This window comes from uncultured Maribacter sp. (assembly GCF_963974015.1).
In the GTDB taxonomy this organism is placed as follows: Bacteria; Bacteroidota; Bacteroidia; order Flavobacteriales; family Flavobacteriaceae; genus Maribacter.
In genome coordinates this window covers 1-19003 of record NZ_CAXBBZ010000027.1, presented here as the reverse complement: position 1 = coordinate 19003, position 19003 = coordinate 1, and the positions used below count along the sequence as shown (strand labels likewise).

At 34.0% G+C, this 19003-nt stretch carries 13 protein-coding genes; 9 read left to right on the top strand and 4 right to left on the bottom strand.

The features are described from left to right. From uvrA to AACZ41_RS17290, 6 genes are all read left to right on the top strand, one after another. Positions 1–2343: excinuclease ABC subunit UvrA (gene uvrA, locus AACZ41_RS17315; RefSeq protein ID WP_339629858.1), on the top strand; the 2343-nt coding region annotated here is incomplete at its 5' end. A 40-nt stretch (positions 2344–2383) separates the two neighbouring features. Next, complete coding sequence (locus AACZ41_RS17310; RefSeq protein WP_339629857.1) at positions 2384–3070, top strand: TIGR00730 family Rossman fold protein; 687 nt, start codon at positions 2384–2386, stop codon at positions 3068–3070. A 53-nt stretch (positions 3071–3123) separates the two neighbouring features. Next, positions 3124–5928 carry a metalloprotease gene (locus AACZ41_RS17305; protein ID WP_339629856.1) on the top strand — a complete coding sequence of 935 codons (2805 nt, stop codon included), beginning with the start codon at positions 3124–3126 and terminating at the stop codon, positions 5926–5928. Positions 5929–6085: 157 nt separating this feature from the next. Further along, complete coding sequence (locus tag AACZ41_RS17300; RefSeq protein ID WP_339629855.1) at positions 6086–8497, top strand: thiamine pyrophosphate-dependent enzyme; 2412 nt, start codon at positions 6086–6088, stop codon at positions 8495–8497. 277 nt (positions 8498–8774) lie between these two features. Next, on the top strand, positions 8775–11063 hold the full coding sequence (locus AACZ41_RS17295) for an aminotransferase class III-fold pyridoxal phosphate-dependent enzyme (RefSeq protein ID WP_339629854.1): 2289 nt from the start codon (positions 8775–8777) through the stop codon (positions 11061–11063). Positions 11064–11068: 5 nt separating this feature from the next. Further along, complete coding sequence (locus tag AACZ41_RS17290; RefSeq protein WP_339629853.1) at positions 11069–11446, top strand: DoxX family protein; 378 nt, start codon at positions 11069–11071, stop codon at positions 11444–11446. Positions 11447–11450: 4 nt separating this feature from the next. Here the strand turns inward: AACZ41_RS17290 and holA are convergent, their stop codons facing one another. Further along, positions 11451–12452, bottom strand: coding sequence for a DNA polymerase III subunit delta (gene holA, locus AACZ41_RS17285; RefSeq protein WP_339629852.1), 1002 nt, complete (start codon positions 12450–12452; stop codon positions 11451–11453). A 26-nt stretch (positions 12453–12478) separates the two neighbouring features. Between holA and AACZ41_RS17280 the strand changes: the two genes are divergently transcribed. From AACZ41_RS17280 to AACZ41_RS17270, 3 genes are all read left to right on the top strand, one after another. Beyond that, on the top strand, positions 12479–12925 hold the full coding sequence (locus AACZ41_RS17280; protein ID WP_339629851.1) for a type I restriction enzyme HsdR N-terminal domain-containing protein: 447 nt from the start codon (positions 12479–12481) through the stop codon (positions 12923–12925). A gap of 12 nt (positions 12926–12937) precedes the next feature. Then, positions 12938–13939, top strand: coding sequence for a glycosyltransferase family 2 protein (locus AACZ41_RS17275; RefSeq protein ID WP_339629850.1), 1002 nt, complete (start codon positions 12938–12940; stop codon positions 13937–13939). A gap of 99 nt (positions 13940–14038) precedes the next feature. Continuing rightward, positions 14039–14893, top strand: coding sequence for an OmpA family protein (locus AACZ41_RS17270; protein WP_339629849.1), 855 nt, complete (start codon positions 14039–14041; stop codon positions 14891–14893). An 84-nt stretch (positions 14894–14977) separates the two neighbouring features. Here AACZ41_RS17270 and AACZ41_RS17265 read toward each other — a convergent pair whose 3' ends face one another. From AACZ41_RS17265 to AACZ41_RS17255, 3 genes are read right to left on the bottom strand one after another with little or no spacing between them, the layout of a single operon-like run. Next, a complete protein-coding gene (locus AACZ41_RS17265) occupies positions 14978–15598 on the bottom strand; it encodes an L-threonylcarbamoyladenylate synthase (RefSeq protein WP_339629848.1) in 621 nt (206 codons plus the stop codon). A gap of 10 nt (positions 15599–15608) precedes the next feature. Next, a complete protein-coding gene (locus AACZ41_RS17260) occupies positions 15609–16505 on the bottom strand; it encodes a glycoside hydrolase family 16 protein (protein ID WP_339629847.1) in 897 nt (298 codons plus the stop codon). Positions 16506–16556: 51 nt separating this feature from the next. Then, positions 16557–18884 carry a UvrD-helicase domain-containing protein gene (locus tag AACZ41_RS17255; protein ID WP_339629846.1) on the bottom strand — a complete coding sequence of 776 codons (2328 nt, stop codon included), beginning with the start codon at positions 18882–18884 and terminating at the stop codon, positions 16557–16559. Positions 18885–19003: the final 119 nt, after the last annotated feature.

The following is a 19003-nucleotide window of genomic DNA, read 5'->3' as shown; positions in this document are numbered from 1 at the left end:
CATTACCGTGAACTTTTTGAGCAAATAGCCAAACAAGGCTTTGTAAAAGTAAGAGTAGACGGTGAGGTAAAAGATATTGTAAAGGGCATGAAAGTGGATCGTTACAAAACCCACGATATCGAGATTGTCATTGACCGCCTAAAGGTAATTGAGAGCGAAGATTTTCATAAACGTTTATCAGAAACCATAAATACAGCAATGTATAGTGGTAATAATGTGCTTATGGTGTTAGAAGAAGGCACCGATGTACCAAGGTATTTTAGTAGAGACCTTATGTGTCCGACTACGGGCATATCCTATCCTACTCCAGAACCAAACACCTTTTCGTTTAATTCACCGAAAGGTATGTGCCCCAATTGCAGTGGCTTGGGTCATGTTTACGAGGTAAATGAAAAGAAGATATTCCCAGATAATAAACTATCGATTAAAAGTGGCGGTATTGCTCCTCTTGGAGACTATAAAAAATCTTGGGCCTTTAAACAGATAGAAACGATAGCAGAGCGCTATAATTTTCAAATAACCGACCCAATTAAAGATATACCCAAAGAAGCCATTGAAATTTTATTAAATGGTGGCAATGAAAGTTTTGAGGTAGACTCAAAGTCTTTGGGAGTAAAGAGAACATACAAAATAGATTATGAGGGTATTTCTAACTTCATAAAAAATCAGTTTGAAGAAGCGGCATCTACTTCTATAAAACGATGGGCCAAAGAGTATATGGATAAAATAATTTGTCCGACATGTAATGGTTTTCGTTTGAGAAAGGAATCCCTATACTTTAAAATTGAAGATAAGAATATTGCAGAATTAGCAAATTTGGATATCGTTGAATTGGCTAGCTTTTTCAACGGACTTGATAAAAAATTGAAAGGCAATCAATTGAAGATAGCCGAAGAAATTATAAAGGAAATAAATACTCGTATTCAATTTCTTTTAGATGTTGGTTTAGATTACCTATCCTTAAATAGAAGCTCAAAATCACTTTCTGGTGGTGAAGCACAACGAATACGTTTGGCCACGCAAATTGGTTCTCAACTTGTAGGCGTACTCTATATTTTAGATGAACCAAGCATTGGTTTGCATCAACGAGATAATGAGCGGTTAATTAAATCCTTAGAATCATTAAGGGATATAGGAAACTCAGTAATTGTTGTTGAGCATGACCGTGATATGATAGAACGGGCCGACCATGTTATTGATATTGGGCCAAAAGCTGGTAAAAATGGCGGTGAAATTATCTCGCAAGGAACTCCAGAAGAATTAAAGAACTTCAACACTTTAACAGCGGACTATATGACCGGCGCTAAAAGAATTGAAATCCCAAAAAAGAGAAGAGCTGGCAACGGTCACGAGATTGTTTTATCTGGTTGTACCGGTAATAATTTAAAAAATCTAACTGTCAAATTTCCCTTAGGCAAAATGATTGGTGTTACAGGAGTATCTGGTAGTGGTAAGTCTACACTAATAAACGAAACACTTTACCCGATTATGAACGCCCATTATTTTAATGGGGTCAAAAAACCCATGCCTTATAAAAAAATTACTGGCTTAGAACATATCGATAAAGTTATTGATATTAATCAATCTCCTATTGGTAGAACACCCAGATCAAACCCTGCTACATACACCGGTGTTTTTAGCGAGATCAGGTCTTTATTCACGAAAACAACAGAAGCATCTATCAGAGGTTATAAACCGGGTAGGTTTAGTTTTAATGTAAAAGGCGGTCGTTGTGAAACTTGTCAAGGTGGTGGCCTTAGGGTTATTGAAATGAATTTTTTACCTGATGTGTATGTTGAATGCGAAACATGTAATGGCAAAAGGTTCAACCGAGAAACATTAGAGATACGATATAAAGGAAAATCGATATCAGATGTATTAGAAATGACAATCGACGAAGCAGTTTCATTTTTTGAACTTATACCAAAAATTCATCGTAAGTTAAAGACCATACAAGATGTTGGTTTGGGTTACATATCTTTGGGTCAACAGTCTACGACACTTTCTGGTGGTGAAGCCCAACGTATAAAATTGGCAACAGAACTTTCTAAGAGAGATACGGGCAATACTTTCTATATTTTAGATGAACCCACAACCGGTCTTCATTTTGAAGATATAAGGGTATTAATGGAAGTTTTAAACAAATTGGCAGATAAAGGAAATACCGTTTTGGTCATAGAACATAATATGGATGTAATTAAAATGGTCGATTACATCATAGATATTGGTTATGAAGGGGGACGTTTAGGTGGTAAATTAGTAGCAAAAGGAACCCCAGAAGAAGTTGCCAAGGATAAGAAAAGTTATACTGCAACCTTTTTAAAGCGGGAATTAGAATTTTAAATGTAGTTTACACAAACTATAAAGATTAGTACTAAATTATATGAGATCAGAAAAACATCATAAGGGTTGGAATGAAATAAAAACAAATGACTCTTGGGCCATTTTTAAAATTATGGGCGAATTTGTCAATGGTTTTGAACGCATGAGTAAAATCGGTCCGTGTGTATCTATTTTTGGCTCTGCCAGAACTAAAGAAGAAGATCCGTATTACAAATTGGCAGTCTCTATTTCAAAATCGATTTCCGAAGCAGGTTATGGCATTATTACAGGTGGAGGCCCAGGTATCATGGAAGCTGGGAATAAAGGTGCTAGTTTGGCTGGTGGTACTTCAGTCGGTTTGAATATTGACCTTCCTTTTGAGCAACATGATAATCCATATATTGATAATGATAAGAGTTTAGACTTTGACTATTTCTTCGTTAGAAAAGTTATGTTCGTTAAATATTCTCAAGGTTTTGTTGTGATGCCAGGTGGTTTTGGAACTTTAGATGAATTGTTTGAAGCTATTACTTTAATACAAACTCATAAGATTGGTAAATTTCCAATCATCTTAGTTGGAAGTGATTTCTGGACAGGTCTTATGGATTGGGTTAAAACAACCATGCTTAAAATGGGGAATATTAGTCCTGAAGATTTAAACCTTATTAAAATTGTAGATACCGAAGAAGAAGTTGTAGAAATTATAGATTCCTTTTACAAAGGGCATACGATGAGTCCTAATTTTTAATCATAGCCTTGATCCCAAAATTCAATATTCATTTTTGTTTAAGTCTAACCCTATTGGTTTCTTTTATAACCAAGGGGTATGCTCAGTATAAAACCGAACTAACGGTTAGTTTAAATGAGTATACCAATGAATTGGATATACGCCAAGAATTCACATATTTCAACGACACTAATTACAACCTTGGTGTAATTTATTTTAACGATTGGGCTAACGCCTATTCAGATAAAAATACAGGGTTAGCTAAACGATTTGCACAAGAATTTAAAAAATCTTTACACCTAGCAAAGGCGGAAGAACGAGGAACCACTACAATTGTTAGTGTAGTAGACGAATCTTATAAAGGCTTAGAATGGAGCCGTACTGAAGGCAAAGATATTTTGAAAGTTACTCTAGGTGATATTTTACTTCCAAAAACGTCAACAAAGGTATTTATAACTTACAAGGTAAAATTACCTCCAAACAAGTTCACCCCATATGGGTACAATCAAAAAGGTGGTTATTACTTAAAAGATTGGTACTTAACGCCAGCAGTTTATGATGGCAAATGGCATCTTTACTCAAATAAAAATCTTGAAGACCTATACACCAATGTTACTAAAACGGTAATTAATTTTAAGTTTCCAGATAGTCTTTATATAGCTTCAAATTTTGATATTGCATCTTTATCAGCATTCCCCAATGGCCAATTTGCCCAGTTGAAAGGAAATTTACAAAGAGGAGGAGAAATTATATTAAATAGCCAAGATGAATTTATTACCCATGTGACCCCTCACATGAAATTTCTTACGAATATAGAAGCTCCTCGGTATAATCCAATCGGTCAAGGTCTTTCCATAAACAAAGTAGCTGATTTTATTTATGACAATTTAGGTGAGTATCCTCATGAAAAAATATTGGTAAGTGAATTAGATTATAATAAAGATCCTTTATATGGTTTAAATCAATTACCCTCCTTTATAAGGCCTTACGAAGAACAATTTCAATTTGAAATGAAATTCCTTAAAACTGCATTAAACAGTATTTTGAGGGAGACCATGTTTTTAAATCCGCGTAAAGACCAATGGCTAAATAGCGCCATCGCTAATTATTTGATGATTGCTTATGTTGAAGAATATTATCCAGACCAGAAACTTTTGGGTAAGCTTTCAAAAATTTGGGGATTTAGAAGTTTCGAATTGGCTAAAATGGACTTTAATGATCAGTACTCATTTTTATACAACCTAACAGCACGTAAAAATCTAGATCAAGCACTTAAGACCTCCAACGATTCCCTTATTTGGTTTAATCAAAAAATCGCAAACAAATATAAAGCTGGTTTGGGCCTCGCTTATTTAGCGGACTACATTGGTAAAGAACGAGTCGATGAAAGTATAAAGACCTTTTTCAAGTATTATAAATTAAATACGGTCAAAGTTCTTGATTTTGAATCCATCCTAAAACGGTCGACAACCCAAGATATCGATTGGTTCTTTAGAGATTATGTTTCTACTGATCGTAAAATCGATTTTAAGATAAAAAAGGTTAAGAAAGCGGAAGATTCGTTGTTAGTCACAATTAAAAATAAAGAAGGCACAAATGTACCAATATCAGTCTTTGGCCTTAAAAAGGATTCTATAGTATCTGAATATTGGTTTAGTGATATTGAGTTCGAAGAAACTTTTACAATTCCTAATAACCTTGAAGATAAACTTGTACTTAATTACGACCAGAAAATTCCAGAATTTAATCAGAGAGATAACTGGAAATCTTTAAAAGGATTCTTATCGAGTAATAAGAAATTAAATTTCACTTTTTTCAAGGATGCCGAGAATCCTTATTATAACCAAGTGTTTTATGTACCTGTGCTTAATTTTAATATTTATGACGGTTGGGCACCAGGTATGCGTCTTTATAATAAAACACTTTTAGAACGCCCCTTTGTTTATGATTTCTCACCCTCCTACTCCTTTAAAGAAAAGGCATTCGTGGGGTATGGTAAGTTTAGTTATAGAAAGTATTTAAGCAAAAGTGGTCTGTATGTCGCTAATTATGGTATTGGAGCTTCAACATCTCACTTCAATGAAAATTCCAGATATACGTCAATAACCCCATCTTTAAGCTTCGGTTTTAGACCTGAAGATTTATTGTCTAATAAGCGAGAATTCATTTCTTTTAGATATGTCAATATCCTAAGAGACTTCGACCCATCCTTGCAGAGTTTGGCCAATGATCCAGAAAATCCTGATTATAGTATTTTTAATGCTCGCTACGTCAATCGAAATAATGGGATTTTAGATTATAATTCGTGGTTTGCCGATTTTCAGCTAGCTGGTAATTTCAGTAAATTATCTTTCGAATATGAATACCGTAAATTGTTTGAGAATAACAGGCAATTGAACCTTAGGTTTTTTGCTGGTAAGTTTTTAAGTAATAAAACAAATACCGATTTTTTCAGCTTCGCTTTAGACAGACCAACAGATTATCTTTTTGACTATGGTTATTTGGGTAGGTCTGAAGATTCTGGTATATACAGTCAACAAATAATTATAGCGGAAGGTGGCTTCAAATCTTTCCTAGATCAACAATATCGATTTTCAAATAATTGGATGGCAACTGTTAACGGTAGTTTCAACTTATGGAAGTGGATCGAATTATATGGTGATGCCGGTTTAGTGAAAAATACAGGAGTTAATGAGAAATTCGTTTATGATTCTGGTGTTCGTTTAAATTTGGTCACCGATTATTTCGAACTTTATCTACCTGTTTATTCTAACAATGGTTTGGAGGTTTCACAACCTAACTACGGTGAAAAAATTCGATTTATTATAACTGTAAGTCCTAAAACCCTCACTGGACTTTTCACAAGAAAATGGTTTTAAACTGTTGAATTTTAATTCAGATACTGAAATTTGGGCTAAAAATTCTGATATTTTTAAAATTATACCAAATTTGTTAAAAAATATGGAATAAATTAACTGGTTACAGCGTTGCTAACAAGTACATGATTCGGTAATTTTGTAAAAACACGTATTATATATGGATGTTTCTTCAAAGACTAGTAATGACATTTCTTTTGATGATTTCAAAGAACAAATCGTAAGTGATTATGAAATTGCTTTTTTAAGCAGGACTTGTAGTTTGTTAGGCAGAAAAGAAGTGCTTACCGGAAAGGCTAAATTCGGCATTTTTGGAGATGGAAAAGAATTGCCACAATTGGCCATGGCCAGATCATTTAAAAACGGTGATTTTAGAAGTGGGTATTATCGGGATCAAACATTCATGATGGCCTTAGGTCTTTTAAAACCAAAAGACTTTTTTCACGCACTTTATGCTACAACTGATATTGAAAAAGAACCCATGAGTGCCGGTAGGCAAATGGGGGGTCATTTTTTAACACACAGCCTTAACACTGATGGCAGCTGGAAAGACTTAACGAAGCAAAAAAATAGTAGCGCCGATATTTCATGTACCGCAGGGCAAATGCCACGACTTTTAGGTTTGGCCCAGGCTTCTAAGGTATACCGAAATCAAAAAGGTTTAGATGGCGCTAAATTCTCAGTAAATGGTGATGAAATCGCTTGGGGAACTATCGGTAATGCAAGTACTAGCGAAGGTATGTTCTTCGAAACTATCAATGCTGCAGGTGTTCTTCAAGTACCCATGGTAATTAGTATTTGGGATGATGAATATGGTATTTCGGTACCTGCAAAATATCACACTACAAAAGAAGATATTTCAAAGGTACTTTCAGGTTTTCAACGAACAGAGAGTGAGAAAGGATTTGAAATTTTTAAAGTAAATGGATGGGATTATACTGCTCTAATGCATGCATATGAGAATGCCGCAGATATTGCTAGGCAAGAGCATGTACCAGTAATGATTCATGTTAAGGAATTAACACAACCTCAAGGTCATTCAACATCTGGCTCACATGAACGCTATAAAGATAATAAGCGTTTAGAATGGGAACGTGATTTCGATTGCAACAAGCGTTTTAAAGAATGGATTCTTGAATCTGGCATTGCCAGTGGTGAAGAATTGGAAACCATTGAAAAAAAAATTAAGCGATCTGTTCGAGAAGCCAAGAAACAGGCATGGGAAGAATATCTACAAGGACTTTTATCCGCTAAAAAAGCATTGGTAGGTTTAATTGAACAAGCTTCAAGTAAAAGTCCGAACAAGAATTTTTTAAATAAATTGAAGAACGATTTAATTGCTACGGAAGAACCTATCAAAAAAGATTTAGCAATATCGGCCCGTAAATCATTACGTTTTCTTCTAGGGGAATCATCACCTGAGAAGTCAGCTTTAATAGAATGGACTTCAAAATTCCTACAGGAAGCTCAAGATATTTATAGTAAACACCTTTATAGTGAAAACGAAAATAAAGCTACCAATATTAATGCTGTAGCGCCTATTTTTAAAGATGACTCCGAACAAGTAGATGGCAGGGTTATTCTACGTGACAATTTTGACAAATTATTTGAAAAATATCCGAGCACATTAATCTTCGGAGAAGATACTGGGGCCATTGGTGATGTAAATCAAGGCCTTGAGGGAATGCAAGAAAAGTATGGTAATATTCGTGTAGCGGATACAGGAATACGTGAAACGACTATCATTGGACAAGGCATAGGTATGGCTTTAAGAGGTCTTCGCCCTATTGCTGAAATTCAGTATTTAGATTATATTTTTTATGCCATGTCTACATTAACCGACGATTTAGCATCTTTACGATACAGAACTGCCGGAAAGCAAAAGGCTCCATTAATTATTAGAACAAGAGGTCATAGGTTAGAAGGCATATGGCATTCTGGTTCTGAAATGGGCGGACTGATACATTTACTAAGAGGTATGTATATTTTAGCTCCTCGAAATATGACACAAGCAGCAGGATTTTATAATACACTTTTAAAAAGTGATGAACCTGCATTAGTTATCGAAAGCTTAAACGGATATCGATTAAAAGAACGAAAACCCAGTAACCTAGGTGAATTCTGTACGCCAATTGGAAAAGTTGAAACAATTAAAGAAGGTAGTGATATAACTTTAGTTTCTTATGGATCAACATTAAGAATTGTAGAAAAAGCCGCAAAAGAACTTTTAGAAGTTGGTATAGATGCCGAAATAATTGATGCACAAACCTTATTGCCTTTTGATATTGACAAAGATGTTGTAGAAAGTATAAAGAAAACAAACCGATTGTTGGTTATTGATGAAGATGTACCTGGTGGATGTTCTGCTTATCTACTTAATGAAATTATTGAAAAGCAAGGAGCCTTTAAATATTTAGATAGTGTACCACAAACTTTGAGTGCAAAAGCACATAGACCGGCTTATAGCAGTGATGGTGACTATTTTTCAAAACCAAATAGGGAAGATATTTTTGAAAAAGTTTATGCGATTATGCATGAATCGAGTCCTAATGATTTTCCAAAACTTCGATAATTTAAAATTAATAAAAAAATCCCGTTTGAAATGGGATTTTTTTATTAATTCTACTTTCAATTTTTTATGTCAGATTTTAATTCAAAGTCTTGAGCATTTCGTTTGATTAAAACAAAAATGGAAAGTATAAGAAAAAAGATTATTTTTTCAAGATGAATACTATTTTTGATTCTAGCAAATAGAATATTTCAATGCATTTAGTAACAATCATTATCTTTCATTGAGATACTATAATCAGTTCTTGTTGAAGATTTTATAGAAATATTATCACTAATTCATGGATGAAAAATTACAGTTAGTTTCTATATTAAACATGCACTTCAATATCAATAAACCTCTAATTACTAAATTAGAAGGCTATGATAGCACGAATTTTAAAATAGAAGTCAAAGGCGAAATATTTGTACTGAAAGTTTATGAAAATACCGCTGAAATTTTAGAATTAATTACTGCGGAAAATAAGACTTTACTTGCGCTTAAAAAGAAGGATGTTCATTGTTCAGAAATAATAGCGAACAATACGGGCGATTATAATTTAATAAATGGTAATTATATTTATCGCCTACTGACTTTTGTATCGGGCACCTTTCTAGCAGAAACAAAACATACCACAACTTTGATGAAATCCTTTGGTAGAACCTTAGCGGATATAGACCATAGTTTATATAACCTGAGTAATACCGCAATAAAAGCGAAGCAAACACAATGGGATCTTCAACATTTTCACAAAAATTGGAAATATCTAGCAGACATCCCCGATGCTAGTGACCGAAGCTTGGTTGACTATTTCTGTTTGCAATTCAATGAACACATTCTACCGCTACATTATGAATTTCGTCAAAGCATTATTCATAACGATGCAAACGATTGGAATGTTTTAGTACACAATGATTCAATAACCGGAATCATTGATTTTGGGGATATGTGTTATTCGTGGCTTATAAATGAATTAGCCGTGGCACTCACCTATGTTTTGATGGACAAAGAAAATCCTTTAGAAATTGCCAAGCATATTATTAAAGCATACCATATTAAATTACCTCTTCAAGAAAATGAAGTTGATGCCCTTTACTATTTAATTGCTGCCAGATTATGCACCAGCGTTTTAAACTCGGCACATACTAAAAAGATAAAACCAGAATCTTCATATATTACCATCAGTGAAAAATCTGCTTGGTCGCTATTACGAAAATGGATAACCATAAACCCTATAAAAGCTAAAAACACATTTAGGAGTGCTTGTGACTTTTCAAAACTACCAAGCAAGAATTTAGAGGCACAACTTGTTAGGCGAAATAATAATATTAGCCAAGCACAATCTTTAAGTTATAAAGAACCAATACAAATGTCTGGTGCAGCCTTTCAATATATGTATGACACAGAGGGCAACACTTTTTTAGATGCCTACAATAATATAATTCAAGTAGGTCATTGTCATCCGAAAGTGGTAAGAGCTGGGCAGCGAACCATGGCTAAATTAAATACCAATACCCGCTATATATATGAAGAACTCTTATCCTATACCGATAAATTACTATCTAAATTTCCGGCTCATTTAAATAAAGTTTTTCTAGTTAATTCTGGTAGCGCTGCTTCAGATTTGGCATTACGAATTGCTAAAACACATACCAAAAAAAATAAGGTTATGGTTTTACAACATGGCTATCACGGTAATACCCAGAATGCTATTGATATTAGCCATTATAAATACAATCATAGTGGTGGTACAGGTAGAAAAGACGATGTTATTGAAACAGAAATGCCTAAGATTTTCGGTGCAAGTTTAGCATCAGAAAAAGAAATTACCGAACATTATATTGCTTTAGCAAATGAAAGAATTCAAAATAATAATGGAAATATTGCTGCTTTTATAGCAGAACCTATAATTGGTTGTGGTGGTCAGGTACCTTTACCTAAAACATATTTAAAAAATATATACCCTGAGATTCGTAAACAAGGCGGGCTATGCATTAGTGATGAAGTACAAGTTGGTTTTGGCCGATTGGGAGAATATTTTTGGGGCTATGAAATGTATGATGTAATCCCAGATATAATAATATTAGGTAAACCGATAGGTAATGGTCATCCGATGGCTGCAGTAGTTACTACCGAAGAAATTTCGAACAGTTTTAATAACGGTATGGAATTTTTCAGTTCCTTTGGCGGCAATCCAGTTTCATGCGCAATTGGCCAAGCCGTGTTAGATGTTTTAGAAGAAGAAGAGTTGCCCAAAAAAGCACAACTCGTTGGCCAATATTTAAAGCAAGAATTAAAAACTTTACAAACTCAACATAAAGAGTTGGCCGATATACGTGGAGAAGGACTTTTTCTCGGTGTTGAAGTTTTAGATTCAGATGGAAATGCAGGAACCGATCTAGCAGCTATTATAAAGAATGAACTGCGTTCTAAATTTATTTTAATTAGTACCGATGGGCCATATGACAATGTACTTAAAATTAAGCCACCTCTTTATTTCAATAAAGAGAATGCAAATCAGTTAGTAAATGAGATTGATGAAATTTTAAAAAAAATAAAAAAAATCAATACATTTAAAGTAAATAAATAGAATACATGAAAACCCCCGTTTTTAAGGATATTGGTCTAGCATTTTTTAGAATAGTAATTTCTGCAATGATGTTGACCCATGGCCTTCCAAAATTTCAAAAATTAATTTCTGGCAACTTCGAATTTGGAGACCCCATAGGCATAGGCGCTACTCCATCTTTATTTTTAGCCGTAATCGGTGAGTTTATTTGTCCAATATTAATCATCATAGGTTTTAAAACTCGTTTATCAGCTATACCGACTGCAATTGCAATGGGGGTGGCTGCATTTATTGTTCATGATGCAGATGATTTTGGAACCAAAGAAAAAGCATTACTTTATTTAGTTTCTTTTATAACGATAATATTAGTTGGACCAGGAAAATTTGGTGTAGATAGAAAGTAAACTTTTATATAATTTTATATAAAAGTTCTTTGAGTAGATCTGCATCACTCATTGCTACGGCACCTACCCCTTTTCCTTTTAAATCCATTTCTCTTAGGCTAGAGATAATTGAGCTGACTTTTCTCATTGGGTAATTTCTCGCTGCAGCCTGTATTTCGTTCACAAAATATGGGTTAATGCGCAGTGCAGTAGCAACATTTTTTGGTGAGTGGTCATTTAGACCATGATACTGCAATAACTGCGTAAAAAAAGAATTTAATAGGGTTACGGTAAGTATGAACGGATTGTCTTTTGGGTTTTGAGCAAAATAGGTGATAATCTTAGTAGCCTTCAACATATCCCGTTCACCAATAGCTCTTTTCAACTCAAAATTATTGTAATCTTTACTAATCCCTATATGCTCTTCTATATGCTCTGGTGTAATTTCTGTTTGTTGTGGTAAGGCTAATTTTAGTTTTTCAATTTCCTTGCTAATTTTACTTAAATCAGTACCCAAATACTCCACTAACAAAAGTGCGGCCTTATGTGATATTGTATAGCCCCTGCTCAATAAATGCTTTCTAAGCCAATCACTAACCTGATTCTCGTAAAGCTTTTTACTTTCGAAAATAACTCCATTCTTTTTAATAATCTTGAAAAGCTTTTTACGCTTATCTAACTTCTTATATTTATAGCAAATAACAAGTACTGTACTTTTTTGTGGATTTTCAGCATAAGCACAAAGATTCTCTATAGTTCTTGAAAGATGTTGAGCCTCTTTGACAATGACCACTTGTCTTTCTGCCATCATAGGGTACCTTTTTGCATTACCTACAATGTCATCAATAGATACATCTCTTCCATAAAGAACCATTTGATTGAAACCTTTTTCCTCTTCGGTTAAAACCTTATCACCTATATAATCAGATATTTTGTCGATAAAATAAGCCTCTTCCCCAAAAAGAAAATAGATAGGACTTATTTGACCTTTCTTAATTGCATTGACTATTTGTACAGCTTCATCCATTCAGAAAAATTCATCAACTTTGTATAATGCAGCGACTCAATTTTCCATGCTACACTTTCAGGGTCAAAAATAGGGAAAATAGAACCTTAATATTTGACGATATACGTAAAAAGTTTGTGGTTCTTACTCCAGAAGAATGGGTAAGACAGCATGTGGTTCAATTTCTTATACAAGAAAAGAACTATCCGTTAAGTCATATTAATGTTGAAAAACAAATTACATTGAACGGTTTAAAGAAAAGGTATGATGTGGTTGTCTTTAAACCTAATGGCCAATTACACATCCTAGTAGAGTGTAAAGCACCAGAAATCAACATCTCTCAATCTACCTTCGACCAAATAGCACAATATAACTTCAAACTCGATGCCAATTACCTAATGGTAAGTAATGGACTGACACATTTTTACTGCCAAACAGATTTGATAGCGGAAAAATATGAATTTATGCAAGAGATTCCTGAATTTAGCCGTTAATTTGCGATCGTTTTGAAGATAGCAATAGTCATATTAAATTGGAATGGTGAAGTTCTTTTAGAAAGATACTTACCCTCTGTTATCGAATATTCTAAAGGTGCTGACATTTATGTTGCAGATAATGCTTCGACTGATGATTCAATTGCATTTGTAACGACCAATTACCCTAGTATAAAAATAATAAAGAACACAGAAAACGGTGGTTTTGCTAAAGGATATAATGATGCTTTAGTACATGTAGATGCTGATATTTTTTGCCTTTTAAATTCAGATGTAGAGGTTACTCCAAATTGGTTAACACCAATAATTGATGCTTTTTCAAATATTCCCGACGTTGCCATTATTCAACCTAAAATTTTAGATTTACTAAATAAAGACTATTTCGAGTATGCAGGTGCTGGTGGTGGTTTCATTGATCAATTAGGTTATCCATTCTGTAGAGGTCGAATTTTTCAAACCTTAGAACGTGACAATGGACAATATGATGACATAAAAGAAATATTCTGGGCAACCGGAGCCTGTATGTTTGTCAAAAAAAATGTTTTTGAAGAACTAAATGGTTTCGATGCCGATTACTTTGCACATCAAGAAGAAGTTGATTTTTGTTGGCGAGCTAAAAATCATGGCTATAAAATTATCTATGTAGGCACCTCTAAAGTATACCATTTAGGTGGTTCTACTTTGAGTAATATGAATCCGAAGAAAACATATTTAAACTTTAGAAACTCCTTATTTTCAATAACTAAAAATCTTCCAAGAAGAAAAGCCTTCATAATTATTTTCTTACGCTTACTTTTAGATGGTATAGCAGCCATACGGTTTTTATGGCAATTGAGGTTTAATCACTTTTTTGCTATTTTTAGAGCTCATTTAAGCTTTTACCGACAATTTAGAAAAATGTACAAAAAGCGAGAAAAAACCAAATTTCTAAGAAAGTATTATATTAAGAAGTCCATAGTATGGTCTTACTTCGTACATAGGATAAGTAATTTTAACATTTTAGTAAAAGATTAACTAACGTAGTATATAAGTGGCTTTGTAATTCTATAATTTTGAAGTCGCTTAGATGCGAAATTGAAGTAAATAACTAAATAAGTATAATAGATTTAAATTATGAAGAAAATATTATTAGGATGTCTTGGAGTAACGCTTTTATTGTCTTCGTGTGTATCATCGAAGAAATATGCTGATCTTGAAGCAAAGCACAAAGGAACACAAGATTTATTAAATTCGGCAACAGTTAAATTAAACGATTGTTTAGAAGAGAAAGCAACAGCTTCCTCAAGACTACAGACCTTAGAAGATCAAAATGCTTTCTTAAAAGCTAACAATCAAGAGCTGATTAACAATATGGGCAACTTGACAACTTTGACTACCAAAGGTGCTGAGAACTTAGAGAAATCTCTAGAAAGTCTTCAAGAAAAAGATTTAACTATTCGTAAATTGAATGATGCTATTACACGTAGAGATTCTGTAAACCTTTCTTTGGTACAGAGCTTAAAAGGTGTTTTAGGAAATATGGATGATGAGGATATCGAAATCAGCGTTGAAAAAGGTGTTGTATTCGTATCTATATCGGATAAATTATTATTTAGCAGCGGTAGCTACAATATTACTAGTAGAGCAAAAGAAGTTCTAGGTAAGGTTGCTAAGGTTGTTAATAATAAGCCTGATTTTGAATTTATGGTAGAAGGCCACACTGACAATGTACCTTATAGAGGAAATGGTTCATTATTAGACAACTGGGATTTAAGTGTGAAACGTGCTACTGCTGTAGTTCGTATCTTACAAAATGATTTCAATGTAGACCCTAAGCGTATGACCGCTGCAGGTCGATCAGAATATATTCCAGTTTCTACAACTGAAAAATCAAAAAATAGAAGAACCCGTATTGTTGTTCTTCCTAAAATTGATCAGTTCTATAGTATGATCGAAGAAGGAATGAAAGATCCTGCTATCAACAAATAATAATGCTGATTACATTATAAATAAAATTATAGCGGCCTAAATAGGCCGCTTTTTTTTTATAGCTATACTTTCTTGAAAATATACCTAGATAATATCTAAGCTACCTTTTCCTTCACGAACAACTTCTGCATGCCCCGATGAAAGGTCTATTATCGTAGACCCGATATTACCGCCATAGCCACCATCGATTACAACATCAACGAGGTTTTCCCATTTCTCAAAAATAAGTTCTGGATCGGTAGTATATTCTAAGACATCATCATCATCACGAATCGAAGTCGATACAATGGGGTTACCTAAACCTTCTACCAAGGCTTTAACAATACTATTGTCAGGTACACGAATACCAACTGTCTTTTTTTTCTTGAACTCCTTCGGTAAATTATTATTACCAGGTAAAATAAATGTATAAGGTCCTGGTAATGCTCTCTTTAAAATTTTAAAAGTAGCGGTATCAATTTGTCGAACATAATCAGACAGGTTGCTTAAATCGGTACAAATAAATGACCAATTTGCCTTTGCTAATTTAATTCCTTTTATACGTGCAATTTTCTCTAATGCCTTAGTGTTAGTAATATCACAACCCAAGCCATATACCGTATCGGTGGGGTAAATAACCAAGCCACCTTTACGTAGCACGTCCACTACCCTTTTTATCTCTTTGGGGTTCGGATTCTCTTCGTATATTTTTATAAATTCGGCCACCTCTAATTATTTAATTTACTTGATATACCCTAATATAATCAACTTCCATAGTTGCAGGAAAAATAGACATATCAACTCCTTCAAGTCCACCCCAATTTCCGCCTACAGCAATATTCAATAAAAAGTAAAAATTATTTGAAAACGGCCAATTTTCTACTGTACTACTTGTAGGTCTTCTAAACATAAATTGAACATTCTCTACATCATCAACATAAAATTTGATATATTTAGAAGACCATAAAATTCCGAAATTATGGAACTCCTCTTCAATAGATTCTAAATCAACTGCGCCAGAAGTTATCTCCGTGCCATTCGCATGATTATTTGCGGTGCTATGAAGAGAAAAATGAGTTTTATTTGGCTTAAAACTTACATATTCCATCATGTCTATTTCTCCACAAGCAGGCCAACCTACATTTTGGATATTACTTCCCAACATCCATAATGCTGGCCATGTACCATTTCCCTTATGTTCAGGTAATTTTGCTCTAATTTCCATTCTACCGTACCTGAATGACTGCTTGCTGTTCAAACGAGCAGATGTAAATGCGCCTTCAATGCTATTATCTGTATTTCTTTTAGCTGTAATTTTCAAAGTTCCATCACTTACCTCAGTATTACCCTCAGCTTGATAATTTTGAAGTTCTTTGTTACCCCATCCATTTCCACCGGTCTCTAAAACCCAGTTTTCAACAGATAGAGATACCCCATCAAATTCATCACTCCAAACCAACTCTGCATTATTCCAATAATCTATATTATCAGGATCTTGTATATCATATGCTGTTTCTACCGGCTTAGGGTCTGGTGATTGTGTTATTTCTACTTCTTGTTCGTTCACATTAGAACTCGAACATGCAAAAACAAAAATGAATAGCGAAATTGAAATTAAACTATACTTTTTCATACTTTTTTCATCAATTTAAGTCAAATTTTTAAAAACCACCAAATAATACCTCTAACCTAACACCTCTAATTTAGCAAATCGAAGTAATAATTTTTTAATATCCCCTTTATCGAACAATATCTCAGCTTTTCGATCATTACCCGATCCTTCTAATTGAACAACTTTACCTCTACCAAATCGTGTATGGTTTACTAATGAACCTACAGCTAAATTTGGATCTATAGCATTTGTATTACCTACTGGTTCAGCTAATTGAGGTTTAATTTTACGTAATTTTTTTAACTGATTAGAATTTGGCTGACCAACAATTGGCGGGGTACCTCTTACCGGCTTTTCTTGCCTTAGCCTACTTTTATCTATCTCTCCAAAAATATCAGCATTTATAAGAGATTTATAACGATAACCGCCGTCAACGGGAGTAAGATTTTCAACATACTGTTCATCTATCTCCTCTAAAAATCGGCTTGGCTCAGCATCAATCAATTTACCCCATCGATACCTATTTTGAGTATAAGTTAAATAAGCCTGTTTTTCAGCGCGTGTAAGTGCTACGTAAAAAAGCCTACGTTCTTCTTCCAATTCGCTTCGTGTACTCATGCTCATTCCCGATGGGAATAGGTCTTCCTCCATTCCCACAATATATACATACGGAAATTCAAGTCCTTTAGCCAAATGTATTGTCATAAGAGCAACCCTATCGTCATCACCCGTGTCTTTATCTAAATCTGTTGCAAGAGCAACGTCTTCTAAAAACTCACTAATGTTTCCTGTTGCTCCATCAATTTCTTTCTGACCTTCTACGAAATCTTTAATACCATTTAAAAGCTCCTCAATGTTCTCCATCTTCCCGATACCCTCTGGAGTTCCATCCTTTTTGAACTCTAACAAAATACCGGTTTTTTTGGCTACATGTTCAGACAATGCAAATGCATCGGTAGTTTCGTTCATAATCTGAAAACTCTTGATCATAGTAACAAAATCTTGAAGCTTTCCCTTAGTACCTGAATTTATCTTTAAATCAATTTTATCAATATTCTCCATTACTTCAAATATGGAGCGGTTATAATGATTCGCAGCAACAACAAGCTTATCTATAGTAGTAGCACCAATTCCCCTTGCCGGAAAATTAATAATCCTTTTTAAAGCTTCTTCATCTTTCGGGTTGATAACCATGCGTAAATAAGATAGTACATCTTTAATCTCTTTACGTTGATAAAATGATAATCCACCATAAATTCTATATGGAATATCACGTTTACGTAACGCATCTTCAATAGATCTAGATTGGGAATTTGTTCTATACAAAACAGCAAATTGACCATTGCTCATTTGCTCTTGCATTCGATGCTCCCAAATAGAATTAGCAACAAAACGCCCCTCTTCAGCATCTGTTGGGCTTCTATGAATTTTAATAGCAGACCCATCATCGTTTGCGGTCCAAACAACCTTTTCTATTTGGTTCTTATTTTTTCCTATTATGGAATTGGCCGCATTTACAATATTTCTGGTTGATCTATAGTTCTGTTCTAATCGATACATACCTACATTATCGTAATCTTTTTGGAAGTTCAAAATGTTGCTAATATTCGCTCCTCTAAATGAATATATACTTTGTGCATCATCACCTACCACACAAATATTCTGAAAACGATCAGCTAATGCCTTAACGATAAGATATTGCGAGTGGTTAGTATCTTGGTACTCATCTACTAGAATATACCTGAAGCGATCTTGATATTTCATCAAAACATCTGGGTAACGAGTAAGTAATTCATTGGTACGTAACAATAAATCATCAAAATCCATCGCACCGGCCTTAAAACATCGATCAACATAATTTTCATATATATCACCTGTTCTTGGCTTTTTAGCCATCGCATCTTGCTCTACCAAATCAGGATCATTTCTATATGCCTTAACTGTAATTAAACTATTTTTAAATGAGGAAATTCTATTCTGAATTTGTTTGTATTTATAGATATCCTTATCTAAACCCATTTCCTTTATGATGGAAGATATTAAGCGTTGAGAATCTTGAGTATCATAAATGGTGAAATTAGCTGGGTACCCCAGTTTATTACCATCTATACGTAATAGTTTGGCAAAAACGGAATGGAAAGTTCCCATCCAAAGATTTTTTGCTTCCGTAGAACCCACAATATTAGAAATACGCACTTTCATTTCACGTGCCGCCTTATTGGTAAAGGTTAAGGCCAAAATATTAAAAGAATCGACCCCTTGTGCCATTAGGTGGGCAATTCTATAAGTTAATACACGTGTTTTCCCAGATCCCGCTCCAGCAATTACCATTAGCGGCCCATCTTTATGCAAGACAGGAGCTTTTTGGGCATCGTTCAATTCATCAATAAATGAGCTCAAATTTTCTTTCTTTTAGAGGCGTGAATTTAGCCATTATATAGGGATAGTAAAAGTGATGTTATTCAGATTTATAAACAATGGATGGTATTTCTTTTCATTTTGAATATATTTAACCTTTA

Coding starts and splice junctions, on each gene's coding strand:
- AACZ41_RS17310 (WP_339629857.1), top strand. CDS start 2,384: ATGAGATCAGAAAAACATCATAAGGGTTGGAATGAAATAAAAACAAAT.
- AACZ41_RS17300 (WP_339629855.1), top strand. CDS start 6,086: ATGGATGTTTCTTCAAAGACTAGTAATGACATTTCTTTTGATGATTTC.
- AACZ41_RS17295 (WP_339629854.1), top strand. CDS start 8,775: ATGGATGAAAAATTACAGTTAGTTTCTATATTAAACATGCACTTCAAT.
- AACZ41_RS17290 (WP_339629853.1), top strand. CDS start 11,069: ATGAAAACCCCCGTTTTTAAGGATATTGGTCTAGCATTTTTTAGAATA.
- holA (WP_339629852.1), bottom strand. CDS start 12,452: ATGGATGAAGCTGTACAAATAGTCAATGCAATTAAGAAAGGTCAAATA.
- AACZ41_RS17280 (WP_339629851.1), top strand. CDS start 12,479: ATGCAGCGACTCAATTTTCCATGCTACACTTTCAGGGTCAAAAATAGG.
- AACZ41_RS17270 (WP_339629849.1), top strand. CDS start 14,039: ATGAAGAAAATATTATTAGGATGTCTTGGAGTAACGCTTTTATTGTCT.
- AACZ41_RS17260 (WP_339629847.1), bottom strand. CDS start 16,505: ATGAAAAAGTATAGTTTAATTTCAATTTCGCTATTCATTTTTGTTTTT.